We start from the raw sequence: 24,206 nt of genomic DNA, 5'->3' as shown, positions 1-24,206 counted from the left end.
GGCGGCTGACGGGCGGCACCCCTTCGGTCGGCCGCCGCAGCACCGCCACGGGGGGGGTGACGCACGGCGGATCCCCGGCGCGGATCCCCGGCGGATCCGCGCCGGTGATTCACAGCGGATTCACAGGGACTCCCCGGCCCCGGTCACAGGTTGCCCGGCAAGGCTCGGAGCATGATCCAGCGCCTTCCCTCCCGACCGGACCGCCGCTCCCGCGCCCGTGCCCGTGCCCGCGGCAGGCGCCTCGCCCGGATCCCGCTCGCCCTGGCCGTCATGACGGCCCTGCTCGGCGTCGACGTCCCCCACGCGCCCGCCGGACCTCCGCTCGGCGTCACGGTCACGGCCCCGGCCGACGAGACGGCCGGGCGGGTCGGCGCGCTCTTCGCCGGCGGCCTCGACGACGGGCACTTCTGCACCGCCTCCGTGGTGCGCAGCCAGGACCGGGACGTGATCGTCACCGCCGCGCACTGTCTGGGCGGCCCGGAGACCACCACCTTCGCCCCGGGCTACCGCGAGGGCAGGGCCCCGTACGGCCTGTGGAAGCTGACCGGCACCTACGTGGCTCCGGGCTGGACGGACGGCGAGGACCCCGACCAGGACATCGCCTTCGCGACGGTGGCTCCGCTGGACGGTGAGCAGGGGGCTGACCTGCGGATCGAGGACCTGGTCGGGGGCTTCCCCGTCGCGCCGCGGCAGCCGGCCGGCGCCACGGTGTCCGTCGTCGGCTACCCGAGCCGCGACGACTCCCCGCTGTACTGCGCCAACACCACGACCCTGTCCTCCGGGACCCAGCGCCGCATCGAGTGCCCGGACCTCAGCGGCGGCACCAGCGGCAGCCCCTGGCTCGTAGACGGCGCCTTGGCCGGCGTCCTCGGGGGCTACGAGGGCGGCGGGACCGTGCCGGAGGTCTCGTACAGCGCGGTCATGGGCGACCAGGCGGTGGAGCTCTACCGCGAGGCGTCCGACAACGGCTGAGCGGGGGCCGCGAACCAGGTCGGCTCGTCCCGCAGGGCCTGGCGGATCCGGTCCACCGCGAAGGACTCCAGCGGCTCGGGCAGCGCGTCCGGTGCGAACCAGGCCACCTCCAGCGACTCGTTGTCGTTGACCCGCGCCTCGCCGCCCGTGGCCCGGCAGCGGAAGGTGATGTCCTGGAACTGGCAGACGTCCCCGTTCGGATAGGTGATCGGCGGCAGCATCTGCACGAGCACCACCCGGTCCGGTACGCACCGCACGGCCGTCTCCTCGTACACCTCGCGCACCGCCGTGTCGGCCGGCTGCTCCCCCGGCTCCGCGATCCCGCCGACGACCGACCAGCGCCCGGTGTCGGCGCGCCGGCCCAGCAGCACCCGCCCCTCGTCGTCGACGACGACGGCGGTCACCCCGGGCAGCAGCAGCAACTGGTGTCCGGCGGTGGCGCGCAGGGTGCGGATGAAGTCAGGTGTGGTCATTCCCCGACCTTACGGACCTTACGAGGCCCGGCGCATCCGGCGTACGAGGGTCCAGCCGAGTCCGGCCGCGGCCACGGCCAGCAGGAGGTACTCGGCGAGCGGGCCGAAGCGGGTGGCGGGGGTCTGCGTGGAGCGCAGCGGGATCTCCGCGACCAGGGCGTCGGCGGTGAACATCTTGGTCTGCTGGACGATCTCGCCGTCGGGGCGGATCACGGCGCTGACCCCGCTGGTGACGGGCACCAGGACGGTCCGGCTGTGCTCCACGGCCCGCACCCGGTCCATGGCGAGCTGCTGGTAGGTCATCTCGGTGCGGCCGAAGGTGGCGTTGTTGCTGGGGACCGCGAGGACCTGGGCGCCGGCCCGGACGGTGGAGCGGACGGCGTCGTCGAAGGCGGCCTCGTAGCAGGTGACCATGCCGACTCCGCTGCCCGCCATGTCGAAGACCCCGGGCTCCTTGCCGGGGCCGAAGTCGCGCTGCACCCGGTCCACGTCGGAGCTGAAGAGCCGGACGAGGGAGCGCATCGGGATGCGCTCGCCGAAGGGCTGGATCTTGCGCTTGTCGTAGGTGTCGACGGGGCCCTTGACCGGGTCCCACAGGATCATCGTGTTGCGCAGCGGGCCCGTCTCCGGGGCCAGTACGGACCCGATGGCGACGGGCACGCCGATGGTCTTGACCGCGTTGTCGATGACGGCGTAGGCGTCGGGCTCGGCGTACGGGTCGATGTCGGAGGAGTTCTCCGGCCAGACGACGAAGTCCGGCTTCGCGACCTTGCCGAGCTTGATGTCCTCGGCGAGCCGGATCGTGCGGTTGGCGTGGTTGTCCAGGACCTGGCGGCGCTGGGCGTTGAAGTCGAATCCGGCGCGGGGCACGTTGCCCTGGATGACGGCGGCCACCACGGTGCCGTCCTCGGCGGCGTCGGAGACCAGCGGCCGGGCGGCCAGCGCCCCGGCGAGCGGGGCGGCCACGGCGGTGGCGGCGAGCAGCGCGGCGGTGGCCCGGCGGGTGTCGGCGCCGACGCGCAGGACCTCGTACAGCCCGAATCCGCACAGGGCCACGGCGAAGGAGAGCAGCGGGGTGCCGCCGAGCGCGGCGAGCGGCAGGAAGACCCCGTCGGGCTGGCCGAAGGCGAGCTTGCCCCAGGAGAAGCCGCCGAAGGGGACCCGGGCGCGCAGCGCCTCGCCGGCGATCCAGACGGCGGCGCCCCACAGCGGCCAGGCGGGGAGCCGGCTGACGAGGGCGATGCCGAGGGTGGTGAGGCCGATCAGCAGGGATTCGAGGGTGACGAGCGCCAGCCACGGCACCGGGCCGACGCCCTCCCCGGTCCAGACGAGCAGCGGCAGCAGGAATCCGAGCCCGTGCAGCACGCCGAGGCCGAACCCGGCCCGCGCCCGGCGCCCGTACAGGCACCAGCCGAGCAGGGCGAGGGCGAGGGGGGCCATCCACCACAGGGGACGGGGCGGGAAGCTGAGGTAGAGGAGCACTCCGGAGAGGCCGGCGAGCGCGGGCCGCGCGAGCCGGGCGGCCCGGCGCCGCAGGGGGGAATCCGCCACGGGCTCCCGCACCGGCCCCCGCCCTTCGTCGTTCGGGGCTTCGTTCACGGCTTGGTTGCCGGCTCGGTTGCCGGCTTCGTTCCCGGCTTCGTTCCCGGCCGCGCGGGTCGCACTGCTGCTCATCTGGCGGAGTGTACGTCCCCTGCCTGTGCCTGTGCCGGTGGCGGTGCCTGTGCCGGTGCCGGTGCCGGTGGCGGTGTCAGTGGGCCAGGGCGCGCAGATGGGCGCGGATCACGAGGACCGCGTTCTGCGCGTCGTCGACGGTGACGGTGAAGAGCTTGCCGTCGCCGAGCCGCAGCTCCAGGCCCTCGCCGCGCCGGACGATGACGGCGGTGCCGCGCTCGGGGCGCCAGCGGTAGCCCCATCCGCCCCACTGCTGCGGGGTGATCCGGGGCACGTACTCGGCGGCCTCCACCTCGGTGAGCCGGATCCTGCGGCGCGGCAGCCCGATGTGCCCGCAGCGCACCTCGACGGCCTCGGCGTCGACGGTGACGGCGGCGTGCACGAAGGCGAGGGTGCCGAAGAGGATGAGCAGACCCGCGGCGAGGCAGCCGATCACCGCCATGAGCAGCGCGACGATGCCGACGTCCCAGGCGTGGTCGACGGCGATCTCGATCCCGAGCGCCAGGAAGGCCGCACCGGCTCCGGCGAGCAGCCACTGCACACGGTTGGAGGCCCGCCCCGTCCAGAGCGGCCCCGGAGGGTGACCCGTCATGTGTAGCAGCGTACTCACGTTCCCCAGGGACGCCACCGACCTCTCTACCGGAGTCGCACGTGAGGTTCCGGCCGACCGACCGGCCGGGGCAATACAGCTAGCCCGGCAGCAGGCCGACGAGCGCGTCGCGCAGGGCCGGGCGGCGGACGGTCATGAAGCGGTGCAGGGTCCGGGAGCCGAGTGCCACCCGCTGGGCGCTGCGGCGGCGCTCGCCCTCGTACGCGCGCAGTGCGGCGGGCAGTCCCCCGGGGCCGTGCGCGGCGACCGCCCGGGTGAGGGCCTCCGCGTCGAGGAGCGCGGTGCAGGCGCCCTGGCCGAGGTTCGGGGTCATGGCGTGGGCCGCGTCGCCGACGAGCGCGACCGGTCCGGGTCCGGCCGTGCGGGTGAAAGCGGGCAGCGCCGGGTGGAGGTGGCGCATCCGGTAGCGGATCCAGGTCTGCGGGTCGGTGTCGGCGAGCACGCGCGGGATGGGGGCGTGCCAGCCGGCGAAGGCGGCCCGCAGTTCCTCGGCCGTGGTGGCCTCGGGAACGGTGGCGTACCAGTTGGTGCGACCGGGTTCGACCGGTGTCATCCCGAAGAAGCGGCCCCGGCCCCAGGTCTCGCCGTAGACGCCGGTCTCGAAACCGGCGGTGCCGATCCAGGCCGTGGTGCCGAGCTCGTGCGGCCGGCTCCCGCCGTCGAAGCGAGCGGTGCGGACCGCGCTGTTGATCCCGTCGGCGCCGACGAGGAGGTCGGCGCCCCGCGCGGCCGAAGCCTCGTAGGCCCGGCCGTACGCGATCTCCGTGCCGCCGAGCCGTGCGAGCTCGGCGAGGAGCGCGTCGATCAGGTAGGGCCGTGAGATGAGGAGTTCGGGGCGGCCCGCCTTGCGTTCGATCCGCTCCAGCGGCAGGGCGGCCAGCACCCGGCCGTCGGGGCGCCGGATCAGCGCGTCGCGGTACGGGACCGCGCGCTCCCGCAGCGCCCCGCCGAGGCCCAGCCGGTCCAGCGCCGCCTGGGCGGTGGGGTGGATGCCGAAGGCGGTTCCGTACCGCTCCGGCTCGGCCCGGCGCTCCAGAACGGCCACCGCCCATCCGGCCCGGCGCAGGCCGATGGCGGTGGCGAGACCACCGACGCCGGCGCCGACGACCACCGCGGAGCCCTGCTCCGCACCCTTGCCCACAACGCTCGCGCCCATGGCGCACCCCCTCGCTCGAGTCGCCCTCACTCGACTACCACAGCTGTGGTGCCACACCTGTGGTACCACGGGTGTGGTTAAGCTGGCAAGGTGAACCAGGACCGCAGGGACCGGCTGCGCGACGCGGCCATCGAGGTGCTCGCCGAGGCGGGTGGGCGGGGCCTGACCCACCGGGCCGTCGACGCGGCGGCCGACGTGCCGCTCGGCACCTCCAAAAACTACTTCCCGACCCGCGACACGCTGCTGCGCGCGGTCGCCGAGCGCTGCCTGGAGCAGTACCGGGAACTCGCCGCCCGGCTCGCCGGGGCCGGCCCCGGACCCGGCGACCGGGACGGACTCTCCGCGCTGCTCGCCGGGCTGCTCCGCGATACGGCCGGAGCCGGCCGGCCGCGCGTCGTGGCGTACATGGAGCTCCAGGCCGAGGCGACCCGGCGACCGTGGCTGGCCGCGCTGCTGGACCCGATCGCGGCGGCGGACTTCGCGGCGTTCGGGCACCTGCTGGCCGCCGCCGGACTGTCGGCCGGTCCGGAGCGGGCCCGCGCACTCACCCTCGCGCTCCACGGAGCCGTCCTCCACCTCCTGACGGGCGCCCCGGCCACTCTGGTCACGGCCGGGCTGGACGACCTGGACGCCTTCGCCCGTGGTCTGCTGGACTCCGTATCCCCATCCCCATCCCCATCCCCATCCGCATCCCCATCCCCATCCCCCTCACCCGGACCGGAGGAGGAGGGCCCGTGACCGACCGGACCGACCGGATCGACCGTGCCGTCGGCGCCGTGCTCGGATCGGCGGCCGGGGACGCGCTCGGCGCGCCCTACGAGTTCGGGCTCGCCGGGCAGTTGAGTGCCCGCGGCGAGGAGATGCGCGGGGGCGGCGGCTGGGATCCGGGCGAGGCCACCGACGATACGCAGATGGCGGTGCTGGTCGGCGAATCCCTGCTGGAGTGCGGCGGCCTGGAACTCCCCGACGTCTTCGCCCGGTTCCGGCGCTGGGCGGCCGGGGACCCCAAGGACATCGGGCTGCAGACGGAGATCGTGCTGACGAGCGGCGACCCGTGGGACCTGGCCGCCGCACTGCACTTCCAGGTCAACGCGCGGGCGGCGGGCAACGGTTCCCTCATGCGCGCCTCGACCTCGGCGGTGTACTTCGCCCCCGCCGGCCGGGACGCGACCATGGCCGCCGCCCGGCGGATCGCCGCGCTCACGCACGGGGACCGGGCCGCGTGGGAGGGGACGGCCGTCCTCCACGAACTCGTACGGGTGGCCCTGGACGGCGGGGACCCCCTCGCCGCGCTCCCCCCGGCCTTGACGCAGGTGCATCCGGACCACCGCGAGCGGTACGCGCGGGTCCTGGCCCCGGACTGGCATCCGGACCTGGCCACCGAGTTCAACGGGGCGGTGTGGCCCTGCCTGGGCTCGGCGGTGTGGGCGCTGCGCACCACATCGGGCTTCGCGGACGCCTTACGGGCCGCCGTGGACCTGGGCGGCGACACCGACACGGTGGCGGCGGTGACCGGCACCCTGGCCGGGGCACGGTACGGCGCGGCGGCGGTCCCGGAGTCCTGGACGGCCCCGCTGCACGTCCCCGTACCGGGCTACGGGGACCACGTACTGGACGCCGCCGGGCTACGGGACCTGGCCCGGCGCCTCGCGACGGCCGGGGCCGGGGCCGCGGTACGGAACCGCTGGGCAATCCTCAGACCCCCGTGGCGGAGCCCGGACGGATGATCATCAGGACGGTCACCGTGGCCCACAGCAGATTGAAGACCCCCGTGAGCATCGCGAGGCGCGAGGCGGACCGGGCACCGGGACGGGGACCGGGATCGGGATCGGATCCCTGCTGAGGTCCTTGCTCCGGCTCCTGCTCCTGCTCCGGCTCCGGCTCCGGCTCCGGCTCCGGCAGCGCGGTGAGGGCGGCGTCCTGGCCCGGAAGGATGAGCAGGGCGAGGTCGGCGGCCGCCGCGGTGGTCAGCACGATCGAGAAGGTCTTCACCCGTACCCGCCTGCCGGACGGGCGCCCGGGCTACCAGATCCGGGTGTGCGCGGAGCAGCCGGAGGTCGACGCGGGTTCCTTCGCCCTGCGCGCGCCGTGGGGGCTGGAGGGGCTCCAGGGCGCGGACACGATCATCGTGCCCGGTACCGACGTCCCCACGGCCCCGCTCCCGGCCGCCGTCCGGGCCGCGCTGCTGTCGGCGGCCGCGCAGGGCACGCGCATCGCCTCGATCTGCTCGGGCACGTTCCCGCTGGCCGCGACCGGGCTCCTGAACGGCCTGCGGGCGACGACCCATTGGATGGAGGCCGGCCTCCTCGCCGCCACCCATCCACCGGACATCGAGGTCGACCCGGACGTCCTGTACGTCGACAACGGCCGGATCCTCACCTCGGCCGGCGCCGCCGCGGGCCTGGACCTGTGCCTGCACATGATCCGCAAGGACTACGGCTCGGCGGTCGCCGCCGACGCGGCCCGGTTGTCCGTCATGCCCCTCGAGCGGGAGGGCGGGCAGGCGCAGTTCATCGTGCACGACCACGCGCCCGCTCCCAGGGGTTCCGTGCTGGAACCCGTGCTCTCGTGGCTGCAGGAGAACCTGGCCCGCGACCTCACGCTGGCCGACATCGCCGCCCGCGCCGGAACCAGCACGCGGACCCTGATCCGCCGCTTCCGCGAACAGACCGGGACCACCCCGCTCCAGTGGCTGCACCGCGCCCGCATCCGCCAGGCACAGCACCTTCTGGAGACCACCCGGCATTCCGTCGAACGCATCGGCGCCCAGGTCGGCTTCGGTTCGCCCACCGCCTTCCGCGACCGCTTCAAGCGAACCACCGGGGTCAGCCCCCACGCTTACCGCCGCGCGTTCAGCTGACCACTTCAGGTGACGTCTTAAGCCGACCACTTCGGCTGACCTCTTCGGCTGACCTCTCAGCCGAGGTCGCGCCGCACGACGTCCGAGCCCTCGGGGGGGTCGGTCACCCCGTGACGGATCCTCCGACGACTTCCCCGACCCCGGTGCTCCGCCCGGCCAGCAGACGGCCTTCGGCGTACCCGAGGGCCGGCCTCGGCAGCGTGCCGGGGCGGCCGCTGAGCAGGACGGTCAGGCTGCCGGTGGCCGGCAGGCCGGGCTCCGGTCGGGCGCCGAGCCGGCGCAGGGCCTGGACGGCGACGGGCTCGGCGGAGCCGTGGAAGACGTACGCACCGCCGCCGGTGCGACGGTCGAGCGCGGCCCGGATGGGGGCCTCGACCAGCTCGTAGTGGGTGCAGCCCAGCACCACGTCGGTGACGTCGGGCGGGGTCAGCGCGGCGGCCGCGGCCACGGCCCGTACGACGGCGGCCTCGTCGCCGGCCTCGACGGCGTCGGCCAGCCCCGGGCAGGGCACCTCGGTGACGCGCGCCCCGTCGGCGAAGTCACGGATCAGGCCGCGCTGGTAGGGGCTGCCCGTGGTCGCGGGGGTGGCCCAGATGGCCACGCGCCCTCCGGCGGCCGCGGCGGGCTTGATCGCCGGTACGGTCCCGATGACCGGGATCGCGGGCTCCAGCGCGGCGCGCAGCGCGGGCAGGGCGTGTACGGAAGCGGTGTTGCAGGCGACGATCAGCGCGTCCGGCCGGTGCGAGGCGGCGGCCCGCGCGACGTCGAGGGCCCGCCCGGTGAGGTCCTGCGGGGTCCGCGGACCCCAGGGCATCCCGTCGGGGTCGCAGGACAGCACCAGGTCCGCGTCCGGCCGCAGCCGCCGCATCGCGGCGGCCGCCGCGAGGAGGCCGATGCCGGAGTCCATGAGGGCGATCTTCACTTGGTCACCTTAATCGATCCCCCCACCCCACCCCAGGCAACAGGCCCCACCACCCCCTTGCCCGCCCGCGCGGAACCCCGGCCGCCCCACCCCGGTGTCCCGCCGCTCCCCGCGGCCTCGCGCGCGGCACACTGCCGGGATGGGTTACCTCCTCGTCGCCGCGTGCGCCTCGCTCGCCGTCTGGCTCTGGCTCACCCTCGGCCAAGGCATGTTCTGGCGAACCGATACGCGCTTGCCTCCCCGGCACGCCCCCGCCCGCTGGCCGTCCGTCGCGATCGTGGTCCCGGCCCGGGACGAGGCCGGGGTGCTGCCGTACAGCCTGCCCTCGCTCCTCGCGCAGGACTATCCCGGCGAGGCCCAGGTCATCCTGGTCGACGACGGCAGTACGGACGGCACGGGCGACCTCGCCCGGCGGCTCGCCGACGCGCACGCCGGGCTGCCCCTGACGGTCCTCTCCCCCGGCGAGCCCGGCGCGGGCTGGACCGGCAAGCTCTGGGCCCTCCGGCACGGCATCGCACACGCCCGCTCCGGCGCCCGCCCGGGCCCCGCGGCCCGCCCGGGCCCCGGGCCGGACCCCGCCCCCGGTTCCAGCCCGGGTTCGGGTCCGGGTTCCGGTCCGGGCCCCGCACCCGAGTACCTGCTCCTCACCGACGCCGACATCGCCCACGAACCCGACAGCCTGCGCGAGCTCGTCGCCGCCGCGACCACCGCCGACCTCGACCTGGTCTCGCAAATGGCCCGGCTGCGCGCCGTCAGCGTCTGGGAGCGGCTGATCGTTCCCGCCTTCGTGTACTTCTTCGCCCAGCTCTACCCCTTCCGCCGGATCAACCGCCCCGGCTCGCGCACCGCGGCAGCCGCCGGAGGGTGTGTCCTGCTGCGCACCGAGGCCGCCGTGCGGGCCGGGATCCCGGAGTCGATCCGGCAGGCGGTCATCGACGACGTCTCGCTCGCCCGGGCGGTCCAGCGCACCGGTGGACGGATCTGGCTCGGCCTCGCGGAGCGGGTGGACAGCGTGCGCCCGTACACCTCCCTCGCCGACCTGTGGCGGATGGTCTCGCGCAGCGCCTACGCGCAACTGCGCCACCAGCCCCTCCTCCTGGCCGGGACGGTGGCCGGGCTGGTCCTGGTCTACCTGGTGCCGCCGGCCGCGCTCCTCGCCGGCCTCGCCGGCGGCCGGCCCGCCGTCGCCTGGGCCGGCGGCCTGGCCTGGCTGCTGATGGCCGGGACCTACCTGCCGATGCTGCGCTACTACCGCCAGCCGGCGGTCCTCGCGCCGCTCCTCCCGGTCACCGCGCTGCTCTACCTCCTGATGACCGTCGACTCGGCCGTGCAGCACTACCGCGGACGCGGAGCGGCATGGAAGGGCCGTACCTATGCCCGCCCCAGTGACGCCTGAAACCGGACGCCCCCCTTCGACTTCACGTCCTCCGAGGTCACGGGGTTATGACGCTTCGTCAGCGCCAGGTCGGCGCATCATCCGTGCAACACCCAACCGGTGAGTACGAGTAGGAGCAAGACGGGGCGGAAGTGGCCAAATCGTGCACGTGAACAAGAAGTGAAAGCTGTGGCCCTGACCTGCGAATATGCAGGTCAGGGCGGTGTTGACGGCACCTCGCTATGGACCCGGTGAAGTCGTGGGCTTAACTTAGGTCCATGACCTCCCCCCGCTCCACTTATGGCGGCGGTTACTACTCCGCGCCCTCCTTCCCGGACACCCCTATCTACGACTCCCTCGTCGCCGAACGCGGGACCCCGCAGATCGCCCCGATCCGGGTCCCCGCCGCCTACGACTCCCCGAGTGCCGGCTACTCGAGCGGTGGGTACCTCCCGGCCCTCGCGTCCGCGCTCCCCGCCCTCCCGGCGGCGCTGCCGCCCGCCCGGCCGCAACAGCAGCAGGCCCCTGCGTACGGGTACCCGTACCAGCAGCAGGCCGCGCCCCAGCAGATGCCGCACATGCAACAGATGCAGCAGATGCCGCCCATGCCGCAGCCCATGTCGATGCCGATGCCGCTCCAGCAGGCGCCGGTGCCGTACGTGCCACAGCAGCCGCAGCCGTTCGCGGCCCGCACGGGTTACGTTCCGCAGCCCCAGCCGCAGCAGCCCCGCCCGGTCGCCACGGGCACCGGGTACGAGGCGATGCGCCCGGCCGCGCCGCGTCCGATGCAGGCGCAGCCCGCGCCCGTCCCGGCCGCCTCGTTCGAGGATCCGTACGGGCGCCCGTACCAGCCGCAGGGGCGCGGTTACTGACCGCCGCTCCGGGCCGGCCCCCCGCGACGAGGTCGCCGCGGAGTCCGTGAGGGAGGCTGGCAGTATTTGCCCATGGTGAAACTGCGTGTCCAGGCGCTCCACGTCCATCCCGTCAAATCGGTGGCGGGGACGGCACCCGACGAGGTGGCCGTGGAGCCCTGGGGTCTGTCCGGTGACCGCCGCTGGGCGGTGGTGGACGCGGAGGGCGCGGTCATCACCCAACGCCAGCAGCCGAGGCTGGCCTTGGCGCGGGCCCGCCCGCTGGGGGGCGGCGGGTTCGAGGTCTCGGCGCCGGGCATGGCGGATCTGACGGTGGAGGTCCCGGGGCGGGGTCCGCTGGAGCCGGTGATGCTCTTCGGCAAGAAGATCGAGACCGTGCCCGCCGCGCGGGCCGCCGCCGACTGGTTCTCCGCGTACCTGGGCGTACCGGCCCATCTGGTGCACCTGGACGACCCGGCCGTCCGCCGGCCGGTCGATCCCCAGTACGCGCTGCCCGGCGAGACCGTGAGCCTCGCCGACGGCTATCCGCTGCTGATCACCACCCTCGCCTCGCTGGACGCGCTCAACGCGCTGATCGCCCAAGGCGGCCATCCGGAGGAGGGTCCGCTCCCGATGAACCGGTTCCGCCCGAACGTGGTGGTGTCCGGAGCCGAGGCGTGGGCCGAGGACGGCTGGGAGCGCCTCGCGATCGGCGACGCCGTCTTCCGCGGGGCGCGCGAATGCGGGCGCTGCATCGTGACGACCACCGACCAGACGACGGCGCTCCGGGGCAAGGAGCCCCTCCAGACCCTGGCCAGGCACCGGCGGATCGGGAAGTCACTGGCCTTCGGGCGGCAGCTGGTGCCGGTGCGGCTGGGGACCCTGCGGGTCGGCGACGAGGTCCGCGTCCTGGCGTGAGGGAGCCTCCACAGGGCCGGTGGGACCACTCGGAATGACACCTTCGAGGGGCTCTCGCGCCACCCTGGAACCAACCGCCACTGCCTGCCCGTTGGAACATTCGGGACGTGAGCACCGGATCGGGTGACACACGTCTCGCGCGTCCCGGAATGCGGGTGGCCGGGGCATGCGGGAGGCTGGGACGGCAGGCAGGCGGAGACTGGCACAAGTAGGGGGAGCCGGACCGTGCGGACAGCAATGGGAGTGTGGCGTTGGCGGCGCAATCCGCTGCGCCGCCAGACGGATCTATTCGAGGCCTGGGTGGCCTTCGCGGCACTGGTGTGCGTCCTGCTGGTGGCTCCGGCCATCGGCTGGGCGGCCGGCCTGAGGGTGGACGGCACGCTGCAGCGAGCCGTGCGCGAACAGCGCGAGGAGCGTCATCTCGTACCGGCGGTGGTGGTCCGGCAGACACCGGATCCGCTCCTGGGCGCGGCCACCGAACCGGCGGCGCAGCGCCAGGCCCCGCAGCGTACGCAGATCGTCGCCTCGTGGACGGCGCCCGACGGCAGCAACCACCAGGGCACGGTGCCGGCCGCGGAGGAACCGCCGCATCCCGGCGACCGGTTCCGGATATGGACCGATACGCGCGGCCGGCTCGTCGGGCAGCCCCTGGAGCCCTCCTCCGCCAGTTTCCACGCGGGTGTGGCCGGGCTCGCCGCGGCCCTGGGCATCGCCGCGCTCGTGGAGACGCTTCGCCGTCTGGTCGTACGAAGGCTCATGCATCGGCGGTACATCCGGCTGGACCGCGCGTGGGCCGCGGCGGGACCCGACTGGGGCCGGGCGGACGCGGGCAACTGACCTGGCAACTCACCGGCCCCGCGCGCGCTACGGTGGAGCGCCGGAGCGGCTGCTCCGACCAGCGGCCGGACATGACCAGCAGCCGGGCACGACCAGCAGCCGGGCACACGGAACCGGACACACGGAACACGAGGGTGGGGGCACGACAGCACCATGGCTCAGGGCACGGTCCAGGTGACGCACGGCGGTTCCTCGCGGTGGCGTCGCCGCTCCGGTGATTATCCGACGCTGACCGCCGCGCTGGCCGCGGCGGGCGACGGCGACGTCCTGTCCATCGCGCCCGGCACGTATCGGGAGAATCTGGTGCTGCACCACGCCGTGACCCTGCGCGGCCCGGAGGGCTCGCTGGGGGGTTCGGTGCGGATCGCACCGCTCGACGGGGTCGCGCTGACCGTCCGCGCCTCCGCCGTCATCCAGGACCTCCACCTGGAGGGCCAGGACCCCACGGCGCCCGCGCTCCTCATCGAGGACGGCTCTCCCGAGCTCAGCGACCTGCGGGTGAGCACCCGCTCGGCGGCCGGCATCGAGGTCCGCGGGAGCGGTGCGCGGCCGCTGGTCCGGCGCTGCACGGTGGAGAACTCCGCCGGATCCGGCATCGCCGTACTGGACGGCGGCGGCGGGGTGTTCGCCGACTGCGAGGTCGTGGCCGCCGGCCAGACCGGCGTCTCCGTGCGCGGAGGCGGCCGCCCCCGGCTGGAGCGCTGCCGGATCCACCACGCCACGGGCGCCGGGATCGCCGTGACCGGCGACGGCTCGGGCCTGGAGGCGCTGGGCTGCGAGGTCTACGAGATCAAGGGCGCCGGCGTGCAGATCGCCGCCCGGGCCTCGGCCGTGCTCACCGACTGCGCGGTCCACCGCACCACGGCCGACGGGGTCACCCTCGACACGGACGCCGTCCTCACGCTCGCCGGCTGCGACATCCACGACATCCCGGAGAACGCGGTGGACCTGCGCTCCCGCTCCGTACTCACCCTCAGCCGCACCACCGTCCGCCGCTTCGGCCGCAACGGCCTGTCGGTGTGGGATCCGGGCACCCGCGTCGTCGCCGACTCCTGCGAGATCCACGACAGCACCGGCGACTACCCGGCCGTCTGGATCAGCGACGGGGCCGCGGTCTCGCTCGATTCCTGCCGGGTGCACGACGTACCGGACGCTCTGTTCGTCCTGGACCGGGGTTCCCGGGTTGACGTCGTGGACAGCGACATCTCCCAAGTGCGCAACACCGCCGTCTCGGTGAGCGACGGGGCGACGGCCCAGCTGGACGACTGCCGGATCCGGGAGGCCGCCACGGGCGCCTGGTTCCGCGACCACGGCAGTGGCGGCACCCTCGCCAACTGCTCCATCGACTCCGTCCAGACCGGCGTGATCGTCACCAAGGGCGCGGACCCCGCGCTGGAGCGGTGCACGGTCAGCTCCCCTGCCGAAGCCGGCTTCTACGTGTCCGCGGGCGGGCGCGGCACCTTCACGGCGTGCCGGGTCACGGGCAGCGCGGGCTTCGGTTTCCACGTCATCGACGGCTGCCGCACCTCCCTGCACCGCTGCCACACCGAGCGCTGCGCGCGCGGGGGCTACGAGTTCGCCGAGGATGGCCCCGTCGCCGAGGACTGCACGAGCGACGAGTCCGGACCGCGCCTGGCGGCCCGGACGGGCTCCGGCGCGGGCGCGGGCGCCGACCCGGGTGCGGGTACGGGTACGGGTGTGGGCTCGGCGGCGGCCGGGGAGCGTACGGCGATCCGTACGGTATCGGCGGCGCCCGGCCCCCTGGCCGCGGCCACGGCCGAGCGGGTGCCGGCCCAGCGGCCGGCCGACGAGGCGGACGGCGCCGCGGCCGGACAGAGCGCGGCCCGCGGTTCGATCGAGGTGCTGGGGCACCTGGACGCCCTCGTGGGGCTGGACAGCGTCAAGCGCGAGGTCCGCGCGCTCACCGACATGATCGAGGTGGGCCGGCGCCGGCAGCAGGCGGGGCTCAAGGCCGCCTCGGTCCGCCGCCACCTGGTCTTCACGGGCTCCCCCGGCACCGGAAAGACCACCGTGGCCCGGCTGTACGGGGAGATCCTCGCCTCCCTCGGGGTACTGGAGCGCGGCCACCTCGTGGAGGTGTCCCGGGTCGACCTGGTCGGCGAACACATCGGGTCCACCGCGATCCGCACGCAGGAGGCCTTCGACCGGGCGCGCGGCGGGGTGCTGTTCATCGACGAGGCGTACGCGCTGGCGCCCGAGGACTCGGGCCGCGACTTCGGACGCGAGGCGATCGACACGCTGGTGAAGCTGATGGAGGACCACCGGGACGCGGTGGTGGTGATCGTCGCCGGGTACACGGCGGAGATGGACCGCTTCCTCACCGTGAACCCGGGGGTGGCGTCCCGCTTCTCGCGGACCATCACCTTCGGGGACTACGGGCCCGGGGAGCTGCTGCGGATCGTGGAGCAGCAGACCGAGGAGCACGAGTACCTGCTCGGCGAGAAGACCGCCGAGGCACTGCTGACGTACTTCACCGACCTGCCCAAGGGGCCCGCCTTCGGCAACGGCCGCACGGCCCGCCAGACCTTCGAGTCGATGGTCGAGCGGCACGCGGGGCGGGTCGCTCAGCTGTCGGAACCGAGCAAGGAGGATCTCACCCTGCTCTACCCGGCGGACCTACCGGAACTCTGAACCGAAGCGGGTTCGCCGTCCCGCGGGCGGACAACTGACGGACCGACAGCTAGGGTGACAGCCCGCCGTCGACTGCACCGGCCGTCCGCCGAACCGAGGGAGTTTCCCATGGCCCGCCGACTCCGCCCCGTAGGGCTGGACTTCATCGAGGTGGCCCCCGCCCGCCTGGTCTTCGCCGGCCGGACGACGGCCGCTCCCGAGGACGTGTACCGGGCGCTGGCGGAGGAGTTGGAGGGCTGGCCGAGCTGGTTCCGGGCCGTCACCCTGGCCCGGCCCACCCACGGCGGGGCCGGGCGCGAGATCAGGCTGGCGGGCGGGGTCCGGTTCCAGGAAACGATCATGGCCGCGGATCCCGAGCGGCGCTACGCGTACCGGGTCGACGAGACCAACGCCCCCGGCATACGGGCCCTGCTGGAGGAGTGGCGCCTGACCCCCTCCGGCTCCGGCACCCACGTCCAGTGGACCTTCGCCGCGGACGGCCCGACCGCCGTCCGCTTCGCGCTCACCGCGGCCCGCCCCGCATTCGGGCACTCCTTCCGCTCGGCGGTGCGCGCGCTGGACCTGCGGCTGGCGGAGCGGCGGCGCGGCGCGGACCAGTAGGAGACGGGCAGGAGGCGGATCGGTACGGGGCTTCCTGCCGGGAGGAGCCGTCGGGGCGGATGCCTGCCGATCGACACGAGCACCAGGGCCACACCCGGCAGCCCGCCCCTGGACGGACGGGGCGGGCGGGGCGGGCGGGGCGGGCGGGGCGGGCAGGGTGGGCAGGGTGGGCGCGAGGGCTCCGGGCCAGGCGCGAGCCGACCTCGAAGACCGCACAGCGCAAGCAGTCGGCGCCGCCGCGCCTACGGAGTTCTCGCTACGGGCCCGTCACGGTTCAGACCGCGGGGTGCCGCACGGCCAGGTCCCCGTAACCGCCCGCCGACCAGACCCGGGTCCGGAACTCCTGCAAGGACATGGCCCGTTCACCGGTGAAGTGGACCGTGCCGCAGCGGCCGCAGTACCAGCCCTCCGCCCAGACCTGGTCCGCGGCCACCCGGCCCGGTCCGGTCCGGCGGCGCCATGCCCGTACGGCCCGGCCCGACAGCGCCAGCAGGACCGGGGCCAGGAGCAGCGAGGCCGCCGAGATCCAACCCAGGTAGGTCGTGGGGTCCTCGACTCCGAAGGGGAGGTCGCCGTCACCCCCGTAGAAACGTGGGGTCGCCTCGCCCTCGAACCATTTCCCCGCCATGCCGCCCCAGACGAACGCGCCGATCGCCACCAGGACGAACACCGCCCCGAGGCAGCCCATGGCGCTGTCGTCCGGCTCGTCTGGGGCGATCGCGAGGACCAGGCGGTCAGGGCAAACGTTTCAGCCGATCGGCTCGCTCCACACGCCGGTCTCCAGCATGGTGTCGAGCGTCCGCGCGTACGGGGTGATGTCGAGCCCCTGCTCCGCCAGCCACGCGTCGGAGTAGTACTTGTCGAGGTAGCGCTCGCCGCCGTCGCAGAGCAGGGTCACGACGCTGCCCGTGCGGCCCTCCGCGACCATCTCCGAGATGATCTTCAGCGCGCTCCACACCCCGGTACCGGTGGAACCGCCCGCCTTGCGGCCGATCACCCGCTCCAGCGCCCGGCACGCCGCGACGCTCGCGGCGTCCGGGACCCGCATCATCCGGTCGATGGCCCCGGGGACGAAGCTCGGCTCCATCCGGGGGCGGCCGATGCCCTCGATCCGCGAGCCGCAGTCGCTGGTCGCGTGCGGGTCGTTACGGGTCCAGCCGTCGAAGAAACAGGAGTTCTCCGGGTCCGGGACGCAGATGCGGGTGTCGTGCTGCATGTAGTGCACGTAGCGGGCGATCGTCGCGGAGGTGCCGCCGGTGCCGGCCGTGGCCACGATCCACGCGGGCTCGGGGTAGCGCTCCAACCGCAGCTGCTGGTACATCGATTCGGCGATGTTGTTGTTGCCGCGCCAGTCCGTCGCCCGCTCCGCGTACGTGAACTGGTCCATGTAGTGGCCGCCGGTGCGGGCGGCGAGCTGGGCCGACTCCTCGTACATCTTCATCGAGTCGTCGACGAAGTGGCACTCGCCGCCGTGGAACTCGATGAGCCGGCACTTCTCGGGGCTGGTCGTCCGCGGCATGACGGCGATGAACGGAACGCCGATCAGCTTGGCGAAGTACGCCTCCGAGACCGCTGTGGACCCGGACGAGGCCTCGATGACGGGGCGGCCCGGCCGGATCCAGCCGTTGCAGAGGGCGTAGAGGAACAGGGAGCGGGCGAGGCGGTGCTTGAGGGAACCCGTCGGGTGGGTGGATTCGTCCTTGAGGTACAGGTCGATGCCCCAGGCCTCGGGGAGCGGGAAGCGCAGCAGGTGGGTGTCGGCGGAGCGGTTCGCGTCCGCCTGGACCTTGCGGACGGCCTCTTTCAGCCACGCACGGTAGTCCGCGTCGCTCCGGTCGACGTCGATGGTCGTGGCGGTCCTACCGGTGGTGGTGCTCATGCGCCGTGCTCCTTCGTACTTCCCGAGGTCCCGAGTGCGCGCCGGGCGTTTGCGCCCACCGCCCGCTTTCGAAATGTACTCCGCCCACCTGCACAAACGGTCACTTTGGGTATCTATGCGAAACGCTTTCGATCGCGTTCGGTTGCACACCGGCCCACAGTGGGTGACCCTGGGGAGGCGTCACCGAGGGTGCAGCACCCGTAACACTGATGTCGGGGAGTCGCAGCCGTGATCAGTCATTCCCGCAGGCACTGCGTCGTCGAACTGCAGGCCCTGCCCTTGCGGATCGGACAGATCCGCCGAATCGTTTCGGCGCAACTGCGCCACTGGCAGCTCGACCCGCTCATCGACCGGGCCGCGCTCGGCGTGACGGAGCTGCTCAGCAACGTCCACCGTCACGCGCAGCCGGACAAGACCTGCACGGTCGAGATCGAGCTGCGCCTCGGCCGGCTGACCGTCTCCGTCTACGACAGCGATCCACGCCTCCCGCAGCTCAGGGACTCCGCGGCCGCCGGGGCCACCCGGTCCGCGGGCACTTCCCCGGTCGACGCTCTGGAGACCTCCGGCCGCGGGCTCGCGCTCGTGGAGGCCCTCAGCGAGGCGTGGGGGGCCCGGCAGCAGGACGACTGCCCGGGCAAGGTGGTGTGGTTCTCCCTGCGCGCCGCCCCCGGCCCGGCCGCACCGGAACACCACCCGGTGCTCCTGGCGGAGAAACCGGCGCACCGGGCCGCGAAGACGCCCGTACGGGAACCCGCCCCGGCCCGGCCCGTCGCCGCACCCCCCGAGCCGGTCTCCGCCGGCCTGTCGGTGACCGCCTCGGTCGGCGCCCGGCCCGGGTAGCCTCCGGTCGCCGAACCCGCCCGGAGCCTCGGGAACAGCGGTCAGGCCGCCGCGCCCAGGGTCCCGAGCGGGTCGTCCAGCACCGGCTGCCACGCCAGCTCGGCGGCGCCGACCAGGCTGTTGTGGTCGAGCGTGCAGGGCAGGATCGGCACGCCGCCGCTGCGCCCCCACAGGCTGCGGTCCGCGACCACCGCGCGCAGCCGCTCGGGGTCGGCGTAGAGCAGTTCGCGGTGGAGTCCGCCGAGGATGATCCGGTCCGGATTCAGGATGTTGACCAGGCCCGCGAGGCCCAGGCCGAGCCGGTCGATGAGCTCCTCCGTGGCGGCCCGTACCCCCGGGTCCGCGGCCTCCTCGCGCAGCAGGTCGCGGGCCTGCTGGAGCAGGGACACCTCGGGGCCCGGGGTGCGCCCGGCGGCATTGAGGAAGGCCAGCGGGTCGGCCTCCACGTCGAGGCAGCCGCGGCTGCCGCAGTGACAGGCGCGCCCCTCGGGGTTCACGGTGAGGTGGCCGACCTCCAGGGCCAGGCCCGAACTCCCGCTGTGCAGACGGCCGTCCAGAACCAGCGCGCCGCCGACCCCGCGGTGCCCGGTGGCCACGCACAGCAGGTGCTGCGCGCTGCGGCCGGCGCCGTGCCGGTGCTCGGCGAGCGCGGCGAGGTTCACGTCGTTGCCGGTCAGCGCCGGGCCGTCGATGCCGGCCTGCTTCACGCAGTCGGCGAAGATGGCCCGGACGGGGGAACCCGCGGGCCAGGCCAGGTGCAGCGGGTTCAGCGCCGTGCCCTCCGGCTCCGCGACCGCCGAGGGCACCGCGAGCCCGGCGCCGATGCAGCGCCGGCCGGTCTGCGCGAGCAGCGCGGCCCCGGCTTCGACGACCGCGCCGAGCACCTGCGCGGGGTCGGCCGACACGGGGACCCGGCCGGGAGCCGTGGCGACGATCCGGCCGCCGAGGCCGACCAAGGCGGCCCGGAACCCGTCCGAGTGCACCTGCGCGGCCAGGGCCACCGGGCCGTTCTCGTCCACGGAGAGCCGGTGCGAGGGGCGGCCCTGGGTTCCGCCGGCCCCGCCGGGGCGGGAGTCCACGCGGATCAGCCCGAGCGCCTCCAGCTCGGCGGCGACGGCGCCGGCGGTGGCGCGGGTGACGCCGAGCTCGGCCGTCAGGACCGCGCGGGTCGGGGCCCGGCCGGTGTGGACGAGCTCCAGCGCCGGGCCGAGCGCGCCACGGCCCCGCTCCAGCTTGGTCCGCGCGGAGCCGGCTGCCGCAGCCGCAGCCGCTGCCGCTGCCGTGGAAACCGCGGCGGCCCCGGAGGCGGACGCCTTCGGCGCGACGGACGCATCGGCCTGGCCCGGTCCCTCGGCCGTGCCGGGTCCCTCGGCCCTGCCGGATCCCTCGGCCGTGCCCGGTTCATCGGCCTTGCCGGGTCCCTCGGCCGTGCCGGGTCCTGCGGTCCCGTCCGTCCCAGCGGACACCGCGGTCACTTCCCCCACCCGCCGCGGGGCCCCGTTGCCGTTCATGAGAGCGATCCTCGCATGATCGGAGCGTCCAAAACGCCGCCCGCTATCCGAGCCCGCCGACCCGGAGCGTGATGTTCAGCCGCCCGGTGAGCCCGAGGCCCGGCGGAGCGGTGCCGGGCAGGACTTTCGGCACCCCGTGAAAGGCCCGTCGGACGGGCCCGCCGAAGACGAACAGATCCCCGCTGCGCAGCTCAACGTCCCGATACGGACGTCCGCGCGAGGCGGTGTTGCCGAAGCGGAAGAGGCAGGAATCACCCAGGCTCAGCGAGACCACCGGGGCATCGGAGCGCTCCTCGGCGTCCCGGTGCATGCCCATGCGGGAGTCGCCCTCGTAGAAGTTCACCAGCGCGATGTCGTAGGCGATGCCCGGATCCGGAGCCCGCCCGTACGCGTCGGCCACGGCGCCGCGGCCCAGCAGCGCGAGCCAGTCGGGCATCGGCTTGACCGGAGCGCCGTCCCCGTCGACGGCGTTGAGCGCGTATCCGTACGGGTACCAGTGCCGCCCCAGGCACACCTGCCGGGCGCTCATCGTGCCCCCGCCCGGGGTGCGCACCGTACGCAGCCCGGCGGGCGGCCGGGCCCATCCCCGGCAGGCCTCCACCAGCTCCCGCTGCCGCCCGGGCCCCAGCCAGTCGGGCACGTGCACGGCCCCGGGCACGATCTCGGTGCGCTCGCGCGGGAAGAGCCCGTGCGGGAAGGGCTCGTGCGGGAAGGGCTCGCCGTCCCGGTCCTCCATGGCTTCCTCCCACATGACTTCCTCCAACCGCTCCGCCACCCCCGTCACAGCCTCCATCATCCTTCGTTGTGCGGGGCCGCGGGCGGCTGAGAGACTCCCGCCATGGAGATCATCAGCTATGTGAAGACCGTGGCCCGCGAGGGCGAGCAGCTCGCCGACATCGCCGAACGGGCCGGTACGGACGCCCTGGTGCCCACCTGTCCGCAGTGGCGGGTCGCCGATCTGCTGCGCCACACCGGCTCCGTGCACCGCTGGGCCACCGGGTACGTGGCGCGGGGCCTGACCGAGCGGGCTCCGTTCCCGGACGCGCCGGAGCTGGTGGGCGCGGAACTGCTGGCCTGGTTCCGCGAGGGCCACGCGACGCTGGTGCGGACCCTGACCGGGACCTCCGCCGACGCGCGGTGCTGGACCTTCCTGCCGACCGCGCCGCCTTCGCCGCTGGCCTTCTGGGCGCGCCGCCAGGCGCACGAGACCACGGTGCACCGGATGGACGCGGAAGCCGCGCTCGGCGTGCCCTTCGGGGCGGTGGACCCCGGTTTCGCGGAGGACGGGGTGGACGAGCTGCTGACCGGGTTCCACGCGCGGCCGCAGAGCCGGGTACGGACGGCGGAGCCGCGGGTGATGCGCGTACGGGCCTCCGACACGGGCGCGGTGTGGACCGTACACCTGTCGCCCGAGCCCGCTCGCACGGTGCGCGCAGACGCCTACGGCACGGACGGCACGGACGGCACGGAGGCCGACTGCACGCTGACGGGCGAGGCCGCCTGGCTCTACTCGGCGCTGTGGAACCGGCAGCCGCTCACCGGGCCGGGTGTGACGGGCGACGCGGAACTGGCCCGGCTCTGGGCGGAGACGGCCGGAATCTGACCCTGGGCGCACCGTGGGCGCCCTTGTCGTGGTGCGGCCCGCGCGGCGAGACTGCGCACATGGATCAACGCAGTCAGGCCGACCGGGACGCGGTCACCATCGAGATCGTGTTCGCCTTCGTCAGCGGCGCCTTCGCCGCCGGACTCGCCTTCGCGGCACTGTACGGCCCCGCCCTGGCCTTCGACCTCTCCCCCACCACCGGCCGGACCCTGGCGATGGTGGGCGGCGTCCTGGCCGGGACGGTGTTCCTGCTCCGGATCACCCACGTCCTGTGGCGCTTCGCCCGCCGCCCGGGGAAGTACGGCGACCCGGCATGATCCGGGCCCGGGGCGCCCGTCCGGACCGGGCAGGCGGCGCGCGGGTATCGCTCCTGGTGCTGTACACACCGCGGGTGGAGGAATGCCGCCGGTTCTACGGCTCCGCCGCGCGGCCGCGGATCGCCCCGGGGCGCCACCGGCTCGTGGATCCCGACGGCCGTACCGTCGAGATCACCGCCGTCGGGCGGACGGAGTCCGGCTCAGCCCAGGGTTGAGGCGTACGAGGTCTGGGCGCGGTACTTCCAACCGGGCTGGGCGTCCCAGGGGTTCGGCATCCGCGCGCTGGTAGCGTAGGCGTAGCCCGCGCCGCGCTCGAAGGCCGTACGGAGCGTCGCGCGCATCGCGGCGGCGTCCGGGACGTCGTGCACGAGGTGCCAGAACGCGGTGCCGCTCGGGTCGAGTTCGGCGCCGGAACGGTAGCCGGTGAGCGCGTTGAAGACGTTGCCGCCGAGCCAGCCGGCGCCCGTGTGGGCCGCGTACGTGTCCTCGAAGGTGACGAACACGTCGGCGGTGCGGCGGCCGGGCTCCAGGAAGCAGTCGGCGATGGCCGTCCCCGGGTTGTTGACGACCAGGTCCGGCGTGCCGGGGGCGATGGCCTCCATGATGTCCTGCACGTAGTGGCGCAGCTCCGCGTAGTGGTCGCGGGTGGCGTTGGCCGGGCCGCAGTCCCGGCTGACCACGTCGAAGAAGATGCCGTCCACGTGGAGGCGGCCGTCGGGCGTCTTCAGGTAGTTGTCCACGGAGGCCTTCACGGCGCCGATGTCGCGGTTGCCGTGATCGGTGTGGACGTAGCCGAGCACCTTGGTCTTCTCACCGGTGGCGGTGGTGCCGGTGCGCAGGACATCGGCTCGGGCCCGCCAGGGGGCGTCGAACGGGGAGTCGCCGTTGCCCGGGTTGAGGACCACCACCGAGGCGGCCGGACTGGTGGCGGTGAGGTCGACGAGCATCGGGTCGTTGGCCCAGACGTACGCCGGGACGGCTATCTCCAGGCCCCGTACGCCGGCCGCCCGGGGCGTGGGTCTCACCTCGGGGGTCGGAGCCGGGGCGAGGGCCGGGGTACGGTCCCGGGCCTGGGCCCGGCCGGGCTCCGAACTCGCCGACGCGGTGACGGCCGGCGCCGGCGCGGCGAGTAAGAGGGTGGCCAGGATGGCGTAAACGGCCTTCGCGGCGCGGGTCATGGCTGCTCCTCGGGGCGGCGGCAGAGCGACGGAGGGGTCGGCGCCGGGGCGATGGCCGGGCGCCGGGGACGGCAACCGGGACGGACCCCGGCCCGAGAAACACTAGACGGGCCGCCGGGCACGCCAGGGCCGATTCCCCCGCTTCCGTACGACGAACTGACAAGCGAACTTTCCCCACCCCCGCCGGTGCCGCCCGGCCCTGCCCTGGGGACTGGCGTCACGCTCCCGCCGTCGCCCGAAGGGCGGCCGCGCGGCGTCCGGGAGTTTGACGACGGGCCCTAGACGGCGGGCAGGCCGACCCCGTGCGCCAACTGCCCGGCGGCGTGCGCGAAGAAGGCGTCCCGGTCCTCGACGACCCGGTCGAACTGGCCGAACAGCTCGAAGGAGACCAGTCCGACGAGCTGCGCCCAGGCGGCCACCAGGGCCGCGGCGGCCTCCGGCGGCAGCCCTTCGGCGAAGTCCGCGGCCATGCGGGCGGCTTCGGGGCGCAGCTCGGCGGAGAGCGGCGGGAGGGCGATGCCACGGCCCTCGTAGGCGGCGCGGACGATGCCGATGAGGGTGTTGCCCACGCGGGAGGCCGGGCCGACGGTGTCGATCGGGGCGGTGTAGCCGGGGACGGGCGAGCCGTAGATGAGGGCGTACTCGTGCGGGTGCTCCAGGGCCCAGGCGCGTACGGACGCGCAGACCGCGGCCCAGCGGGCGCGGGGGGTGCCGGCGGCGGCGAGCGAGCGGGCGTCGGCGGCCTCGGCGGCGCCGCCGACGCTGTTGTAGGCGTCGACGATGAGGGCGGTGAGGAGCTCGTCACGGCTGGGGAAGTAGCGGTAGAGGGCGGAGGAGACCATGCCCAGCTCGCGGGCGACGGCGCGCAGCGAGAGCTTGGCGGCGCCCTCCGCGGCTAGTGCGCGGCGCGCCTCGTCCTTGATGGCGGCGGTGACTTCGATGCGGGCTCGTTCCCTCGCCCCTCGCACGGTGCTCATG

Annotated in this window: 25 protein-coding genes and 1 pseudogene; 14 read left to right on the top strand and 12 right to left on the bottom strand. The window is 74.4% G+C overall.

Annotation, left to right across the window (positions count from 1 at the left end; all coding sequences use genetic code 11):
* Positions 1-171: 171 nt before the first annotated feature.
* The gene (locus ACIQV3_RS00435) at positions 172-972 is read left to right on the top strand and encodes a trypsin-like serine peptidase (RefSeq protein WP_403708152.1); all 801 of its coding nucleotides are present in this window, start codon (positions 172-174) and stop codon (positions 970-972) included.
* Here the strand turns inward: ACIQV3_RS00435 and ACIQV3_RS00430 are convergent.
* From ACIQV3_RS00430 to ACIQV3_RS00415, 4 genes are all read right to left on the bottom strand, one after another.
* Positions 945-1,445: an NUDIX hydrolase gene (locus ACIQV3_RS00430; protein ID WP_403708149.1), complete on the bottom strand. Its 501-nt coding sequence runs from the start codon at positions 1,443-1,445 to the stop codon at positions 945-947. The two genes, ACIQV3_RS00435 and ACIQV3_RS00430, sit on opposite strands and share 28 nt — an antisense overlap.
* An 18-nt stretch (positions 1,446-1,463) precedes the next feature.
* The gene (gene lnt, locus ACIQV3_RS00425; RefSeq protein WP_403708147.1) at positions 1,464-3,119 is read right to left on the bottom strand and encodes an apolipoprotein N-acyltransferase; all 1,656 of its coding nucleotides are present in this window, start codon (positions 3,117-3,119) and stop codon (positions 1,464-1,466) included.
* Positions 3,120-3,195: 76 nt separating this feature from the next.
* Positions 3,196-3,711: a hypothetical protein gene (locus tag ACIQV3_RS00420; RefSeq protein WP_403708144.1), complete on the bottom strand. Its 516-nt coding sequence runs from the start codon at positions 3,709-3,711 to the stop codon at positions 3,196-3,198.
* Between the two features lie 97 nt (positions 3,712-3,808).
* A complete protein-coding gene (locus ACIQV3_RS00415; RefSeq protein ID WP_403708141.1) occupies positions 3,809-4,885 on the bottom strand; it encodes an FAD-dependent oxidoreductase in 1,077 nt (358 codons plus the stop codon).
* A 90-nt stretch (positions 4,886-4,975) separates the two neighbouring features.
* On the opposite strand from ACIQV3_RS00415, the gene ACIQV3_RS00410 reads away from it, so the two are divergent.
* Positions 4,976-5,623: a TetR/AcrR family transcriptional regulator gene (locus ACIQV3_RS00410; RefSeq protein ID WP_403708138.1), complete on the top strand. Its 648-nt coding sequence runs from the start codon at positions 4,976-4,978 to the stop codon at positions 5,621-5,623.
* Positions 5,620-6,612, top strand: a complete 993-nt coding sequence (locus ACIQV3_RS00405; RefSeq protein WP_403708135.1) for an ADP-ribosylglycohydrolase family protein — start codon at positions 5,620-5,622, stop codon at positions 6,610-6,612. Before ACIQV3_RS00410 ends, ACIQV3_RS00405 begins: the two co-directional genes overlap by 4 nt.
* On the opposite strand, the pseudogene ACIQV3_RS00400 reads toward ACIQV3_RS00405, so the two are convergent.
* A pseudogene (locus tag ACIQV3_RS00400) lies at positions 6,581-6,865 on the bottom strand (protease); the annotation flags it as partial. The gene ACIQV3_RS00405 and the pseudogene ACIQV3_RS00400 sit on opposite strands and share 32 nt — an antisense overlap.
* On the opposite strand from ACIQV3_RS00400, the gene ACIQV3_RS00395 reads away from it, so the two are divergent.
* On the top strand, positions 6,849-7,745 hold the full coding sequence (locus ACIQV3_RS00395) for a GlxA family transcriptional regulator (RefSeq protein WP_403708132.1): 897 nt from the start codon (positions 6,849-6,851) through the stop codon (positions 7,743-7,745). The pseudogene ACIQV3_RS00400 and the gene ACIQV3_RS00395 overlap by 17 nt on opposite strands.
* A 103-nt stretch (positions 7,746-7,848) precedes the next feature.
* Here ACIQV3_RS00395 and ACIQV3_RS00390 read toward each other — a convergent pair whose 3' ends face one another.
* Positions 7,849-8,667 carry a glutamate racemase gene (locus ACIQV3_RS00390; protein WP_403708129.1) on the bottom strand — a complete coding sequence of 273 codons (819 nt, stop codon included), beginning with the start codon at positions 8,665-8,667 and terminating at the stop codon, positions 7,849-7,851.
* Between the two features lie 139 nt (positions 8,668-8,806).
* Here ACIQV3_RS00390 and ACIQV3_RS00385 point away from each other — a divergent pair, with 139 nt between their 5' ends.
* The 6 genes from ACIQV3_RS00385 to ACIQV3_RS00360 all read left to right on the top strand — a co-directional run bounded on the left by ACIQV3_RS00385 (position 8,807) and on the right by ACIQV3_RS00360 (position 15,900).
* The gene (locus ACIQV3_RS00385; protein ID WP_403708126.1) at positions 8,807-10,063 is read left to right on the top strand and encodes a glycosyltransferase; all 1,257 of its coding nucleotides are present in this window, start codon (positions 8,807-8,809) and stop codon (positions 10,061-10,063) included.
* Between the two features lie 257 nt (positions 10,064-10,320).
* Complete coding sequence (locus tag ACIQV3_RS00380; protein ID WP_389436859.1) at positions 10,321-10,914, top strand: DUF6643 family protein; 594 nt, start codon at positions 10,321-10,323, stop codon at positions 10,912-10,914.
* A 72-nt stretch (positions 10,915-10,986) separates the two neighbouring features.
* Positions 10,987-11,811, top strand: coding sequence for an MOSC domain-containing protein (locus ACIQV3_RS00375; protein WP_403708121.1), 825 nt, complete (start codon positions 10,987-10,989; stop codon positions 11,809-11,811).
* A gap of 225 nt (positions 11,812-12,036) precedes the next feature.
* Complete coding sequence (locus ACIQV3_RS00370; RefSeq protein WP_403708118.1) at positions 12,037-12,648, top strand: hypothetical protein; 612 nt, start codon at positions 12,037-12,039, stop codon at positions 12,646-12,648.
* A 153-nt stretch (positions 12,649-12,801) separates the two neighbouring features.
* Complete coding sequence (locus tag ACIQV3_RS00365) at positions 12,802-15,300, top strand: right-handed parallel beta-helix repeat-containing protein (protein ID WP_403708115.1); 2,499 nt, start codon at positions 12,802-12,804, stop codon at positions 15,298-15,300.
* Positions 15,301-15,408: 108 nt separating this feature from the next.
* Positions 15,409-15,900, top strand: a complete 492-nt coding sequence (locus tag ACIQV3_RS00360) for an SRPBCC family protein (RefSeq protein ID WP_403708112.1) — start codon at positions 15,409-15,411, stop codon at positions 15,898-15,900.
* A gap of 274 nt (positions 15,901-16,174) precedes the next feature.
* Here ACIQV3_RS00360 and ACIQV3_RS00355 read toward each other — a convergent pair whose 3' ends face one another.
* Positions 16,175-16,588, bottom strand: coding sequence for a hypothetical protein (locus ACIQV3_RS00355; RefSeq protein ID WP_403708109.1), 414 nt, complete (start codon positions 16,586-16,588; stop codon positions 16,175-16,177).
* Between the two features lie 60 nt (positions 16,589-16,648).
* Positions 16,649-17,779 (bottom strand): PLP-dependent cysteine synthase family protein, encoded by a 1,131-nt coding sequence (locus ACIQV3_RS00350; RefSeq protein WP_403708106.1) that lies wholly within the window; start codon positions 17,777-17,779, stop codon positions 16,649-16,651.
* 228 nt (positions 17,780-18,007) lie between these two features.
* On the opposite strand from ACIQV3_RS00350, the gene ACIQV3_RS00345 reads away from it, so the two are divergent.
* The gene (locus ACIQV3_RS00345; protein WP_403708103.1) at positions 18,008-18,619 is read left to right on the top strand and encodes an ATP-binding protein; all 612 of its coding nucleotides are present in this window, start codon (positions 18,008-18,010) and stop codon (positions 18,617-18,619) included.
* A gap of 41 nt (positions 18,620-18,660) precedes the next feature.
* Here the strand turns inward: ACIQV3_RS00345 and ACIQV3_RS00340 are convergent, their stop codons facing one another.
* Positions 18,661-20,130 (bottom strand): ROK family protein, encoded by a 1,470-nt coding sequence (locus ACIQV3_RS00340; protein WP_403708100.1) that lies wholly within the window; start codon positions 20,128-20,130, stop codon positions 18,661-18,663.
* A 43-nt stretch (positions 20,131-20,173) separates the two neighbouring features.
* Positions 20,174-20,866 (bottom strand): alpha-ketoglutarate-dependent dioxygenase AlkB family protein, encoded by a 693-nt coding sequence (locus tag ACIQV3_RS00335; protein WP_403709103.1) that lies wholly within the window; start codon positions 20,864-20,866, stop codon positions 20,174-20,176.
* A 102-nt stretch (positions 20,867-20,968) separates the two neighbouring features.
* On the opposite strand from ACIQV3_RS00335, the gene ACIQV3_RS00330 reads away from it, so the two are divergent.
* From ACIQV3_RS00330 to ACIQV3_RS00320, 3 genes are read left to right on the top strand one after another with little or no spacing between them, the layout of a single operon-like run.
* Positions 20,969-21,733: a maleylpyruvate isomerase family mycothiol-dependent enzyme gene (locus ACIQV3_RS00330; RefSeq protein ID WP_403708097.1), complete on the top strand. Its 765-nt coding sequence runs from the start codon at positions 20,969-20,971 to the stop codon at positions 21,731-21,733.
* A gap of 59 nt (positions 21,734-21,792) precedes the next feature.
* Entirely contained in the window at positions 21,793-22,050 is a 258-nt protein-coding gene (locus tag ACIQV3_RS00325; protein ID WP_403708094.1) for a DUF6332 family protein, read from the top strand.
* A gap of 56 nt (positions 22,051-22,106) precedes the next feature.
* Positions 22,107-22,265, top strand: coding sequence for a hypothetical protein (locus ACIQV3_RS00320; protein WP_403708091.1), 159 nt, complete (start codon positions 22,107-22,109; stop codon positions 22,263-22,265).
* Here ACIQV3_RS00320 and ACIQV3_RS00315 read toward each other — a convergent pair.
* Both ACIQV3_RS00315 and ACIQV3_RS00310 read right to left on the bottom strand, forming a co-directional pair.
* Entirely contained in the window at positions 22,251-23,228 is a 978-nt protein-coding gene (locus tag ACIQV3_RS00315) for a spherulation-specific family 4 protein (RefSeq protein WP_403708088.1), read from the bottom strand. The two genes, ACIQV3_RS00320 and ACIQV3_RS00315, sit on opposite strands and share 15 nt — an antisense overlap.
* Before the next feature lie 278 nt (positions 23,229-23,506).
* Positions 23,507-24,205, bottom strand: a complete 699-nt coding sequence (locus ACIQV3_RS00310) for a TetR/AcrR family transcriptional regulator (RefSeq protein ID WP_403708085.1) — start codon at positions 24,203-24,205, stop codon at positions 23,507-23,509.
* Between the last annotated feature and the right edge of the window lies 1 nt (position 24,206).

It is taken from the genome of Streptomyces sp. NPDC099050, assembly GCF_044759865.1.
Lineage (GTDB): Bacteria > Actinomycetota > Actinomycetes > Streptomycetales > Streptomycetaceae > Streptomyces.
Note: the sequence above shows the minus strand (reverse complement) of the source record. Positions and strands in the feature narration are given on the sequence as shown.

Coding starts and splice junctions, on each gene's coding strand:
- ACIQV3_RS00415 (WP_403708141.1), bottom strand. CDS start 4,885: ATGGGCGCGAGCGTTGTGGGCAAGGGTGCGGAGCAGGGCTCCGCGGTG.
- ACIQV3_RS00335 (WP_403709103.1), bottom strand. CDS start 20,866: ATGGAGGACCGGGACGGCGAGCCCTTCCCGCACGAGCCCTTCCCGCAC.
- ACIQV3_RS00435 (WP_403708152.1), top strand. CDS start 172: ATGATCCAGCGCCTTCCCTCCCGACCGGACCGCCGCTCCCGCGCCCGT.
- ACIQV3_RS00340 (WP_403708100.1), bottom strand. CDS start 20,130: ATGAACGGCAACGGGGCCCCGCGGCGGGTGGGGGAAGTGACCGCGGTG.
- ACIQV3_RS00365 (WP_403708115.1), top strand. CDS start 12,802: ATGGCTCAGGGCACGGTCCAGGTGACGCACGGCGGTTCCTCGCGGTGG.
- ACIQV3_RS00350 (WP_403708106.1), bottom strand. CDS start 17,779: ATGAGCACCACCACCGGTAGGACCGCCACGACCATCGACGTCGACCGG.
- ACIQV3_RS00380 (WP_389436859.1), top strand. CDS start 10,321: ATGACCTCCCCCCGCTCCACTTATGGCGGCGGTTACTACTCCGCGCCC.
- lnt (WP_403708147.1), bottom strand. CDS start 3,119: ATGAGCAGCAGTGCGACCCGCGCGGCCGGGAACGAAGCCGGGAACGAA.
- ACIQV3_RS00325 (WP_403708094.1), top strand. CDS start 21,793: ATGGATCAACGCAGTCAGGCCGACCGGGACGCGGTCACCATCGAGATC.
- ACIQV3_RS00420 (WP_403708144.1), bottom strand. CDS start 3,711: ATGACGGGTCACCCTCCGGGGCCGCTCTGGACGGGGCGGGCCTCCAAC.
- ACIQV3_RS00330 (WP_403708097.1), top strand. CDS start 20,969: ATGGAGATCATCAGCTATGTGAAGACCGTGGCCCGCGAGGGCGAGCAG.
- ACIQV3_RS00360 (WP_403708112.1), top strand. CDS start 15,409: ATGGCCCGCCGACTCCGCCCCGTAGGGCTGGACTTCATCGAGGTGGCC.
- ACIQV3_RS00355 (WP_403708109.1), bottom strand. CDS start 16,588: ATGGGCTGCCTCGGGGCGGTGTTCGTCCTGGTGGCGATCGGCGCGTTC.
- ACIQV3_RS00375 (WP_403708121.1), top strand. CDS start 10,987: ATGGTGAAACTGCGTGTCCAGGCGCTCCACGTCCATCCCGTCAAATCG.
- ACIQV3_RS00315 (WP_403708088.1), bottom strand. CDS start 23,228: ATGACCCGCGCCGCGAAGGCCGTTTACGCCATCCTGGCCACCCTCTTA.
- ACIQV3_RS00310 (WP_403708085.1), bottom strand. CDS start 24,205: ATGAGCACCGTGCGAGGGGCGAGGGAACGAGCCCGCATCGAAGTCACC.
- ACIQV3_RS00385 (WP_403708126.1), top strand. CDS start 8,807: ATGGGTTACCTCCTCGTCGCCGCGTGCGCCTCGCTCGCCGTCTGGCTC.
- ACIQV3_RS00430 (WP_403708149.1), bottom strand. CDS start 1,445: ATGACCACACCTGACTTCATCCGCACCCTGCGCGCCACCGCCGGACAC.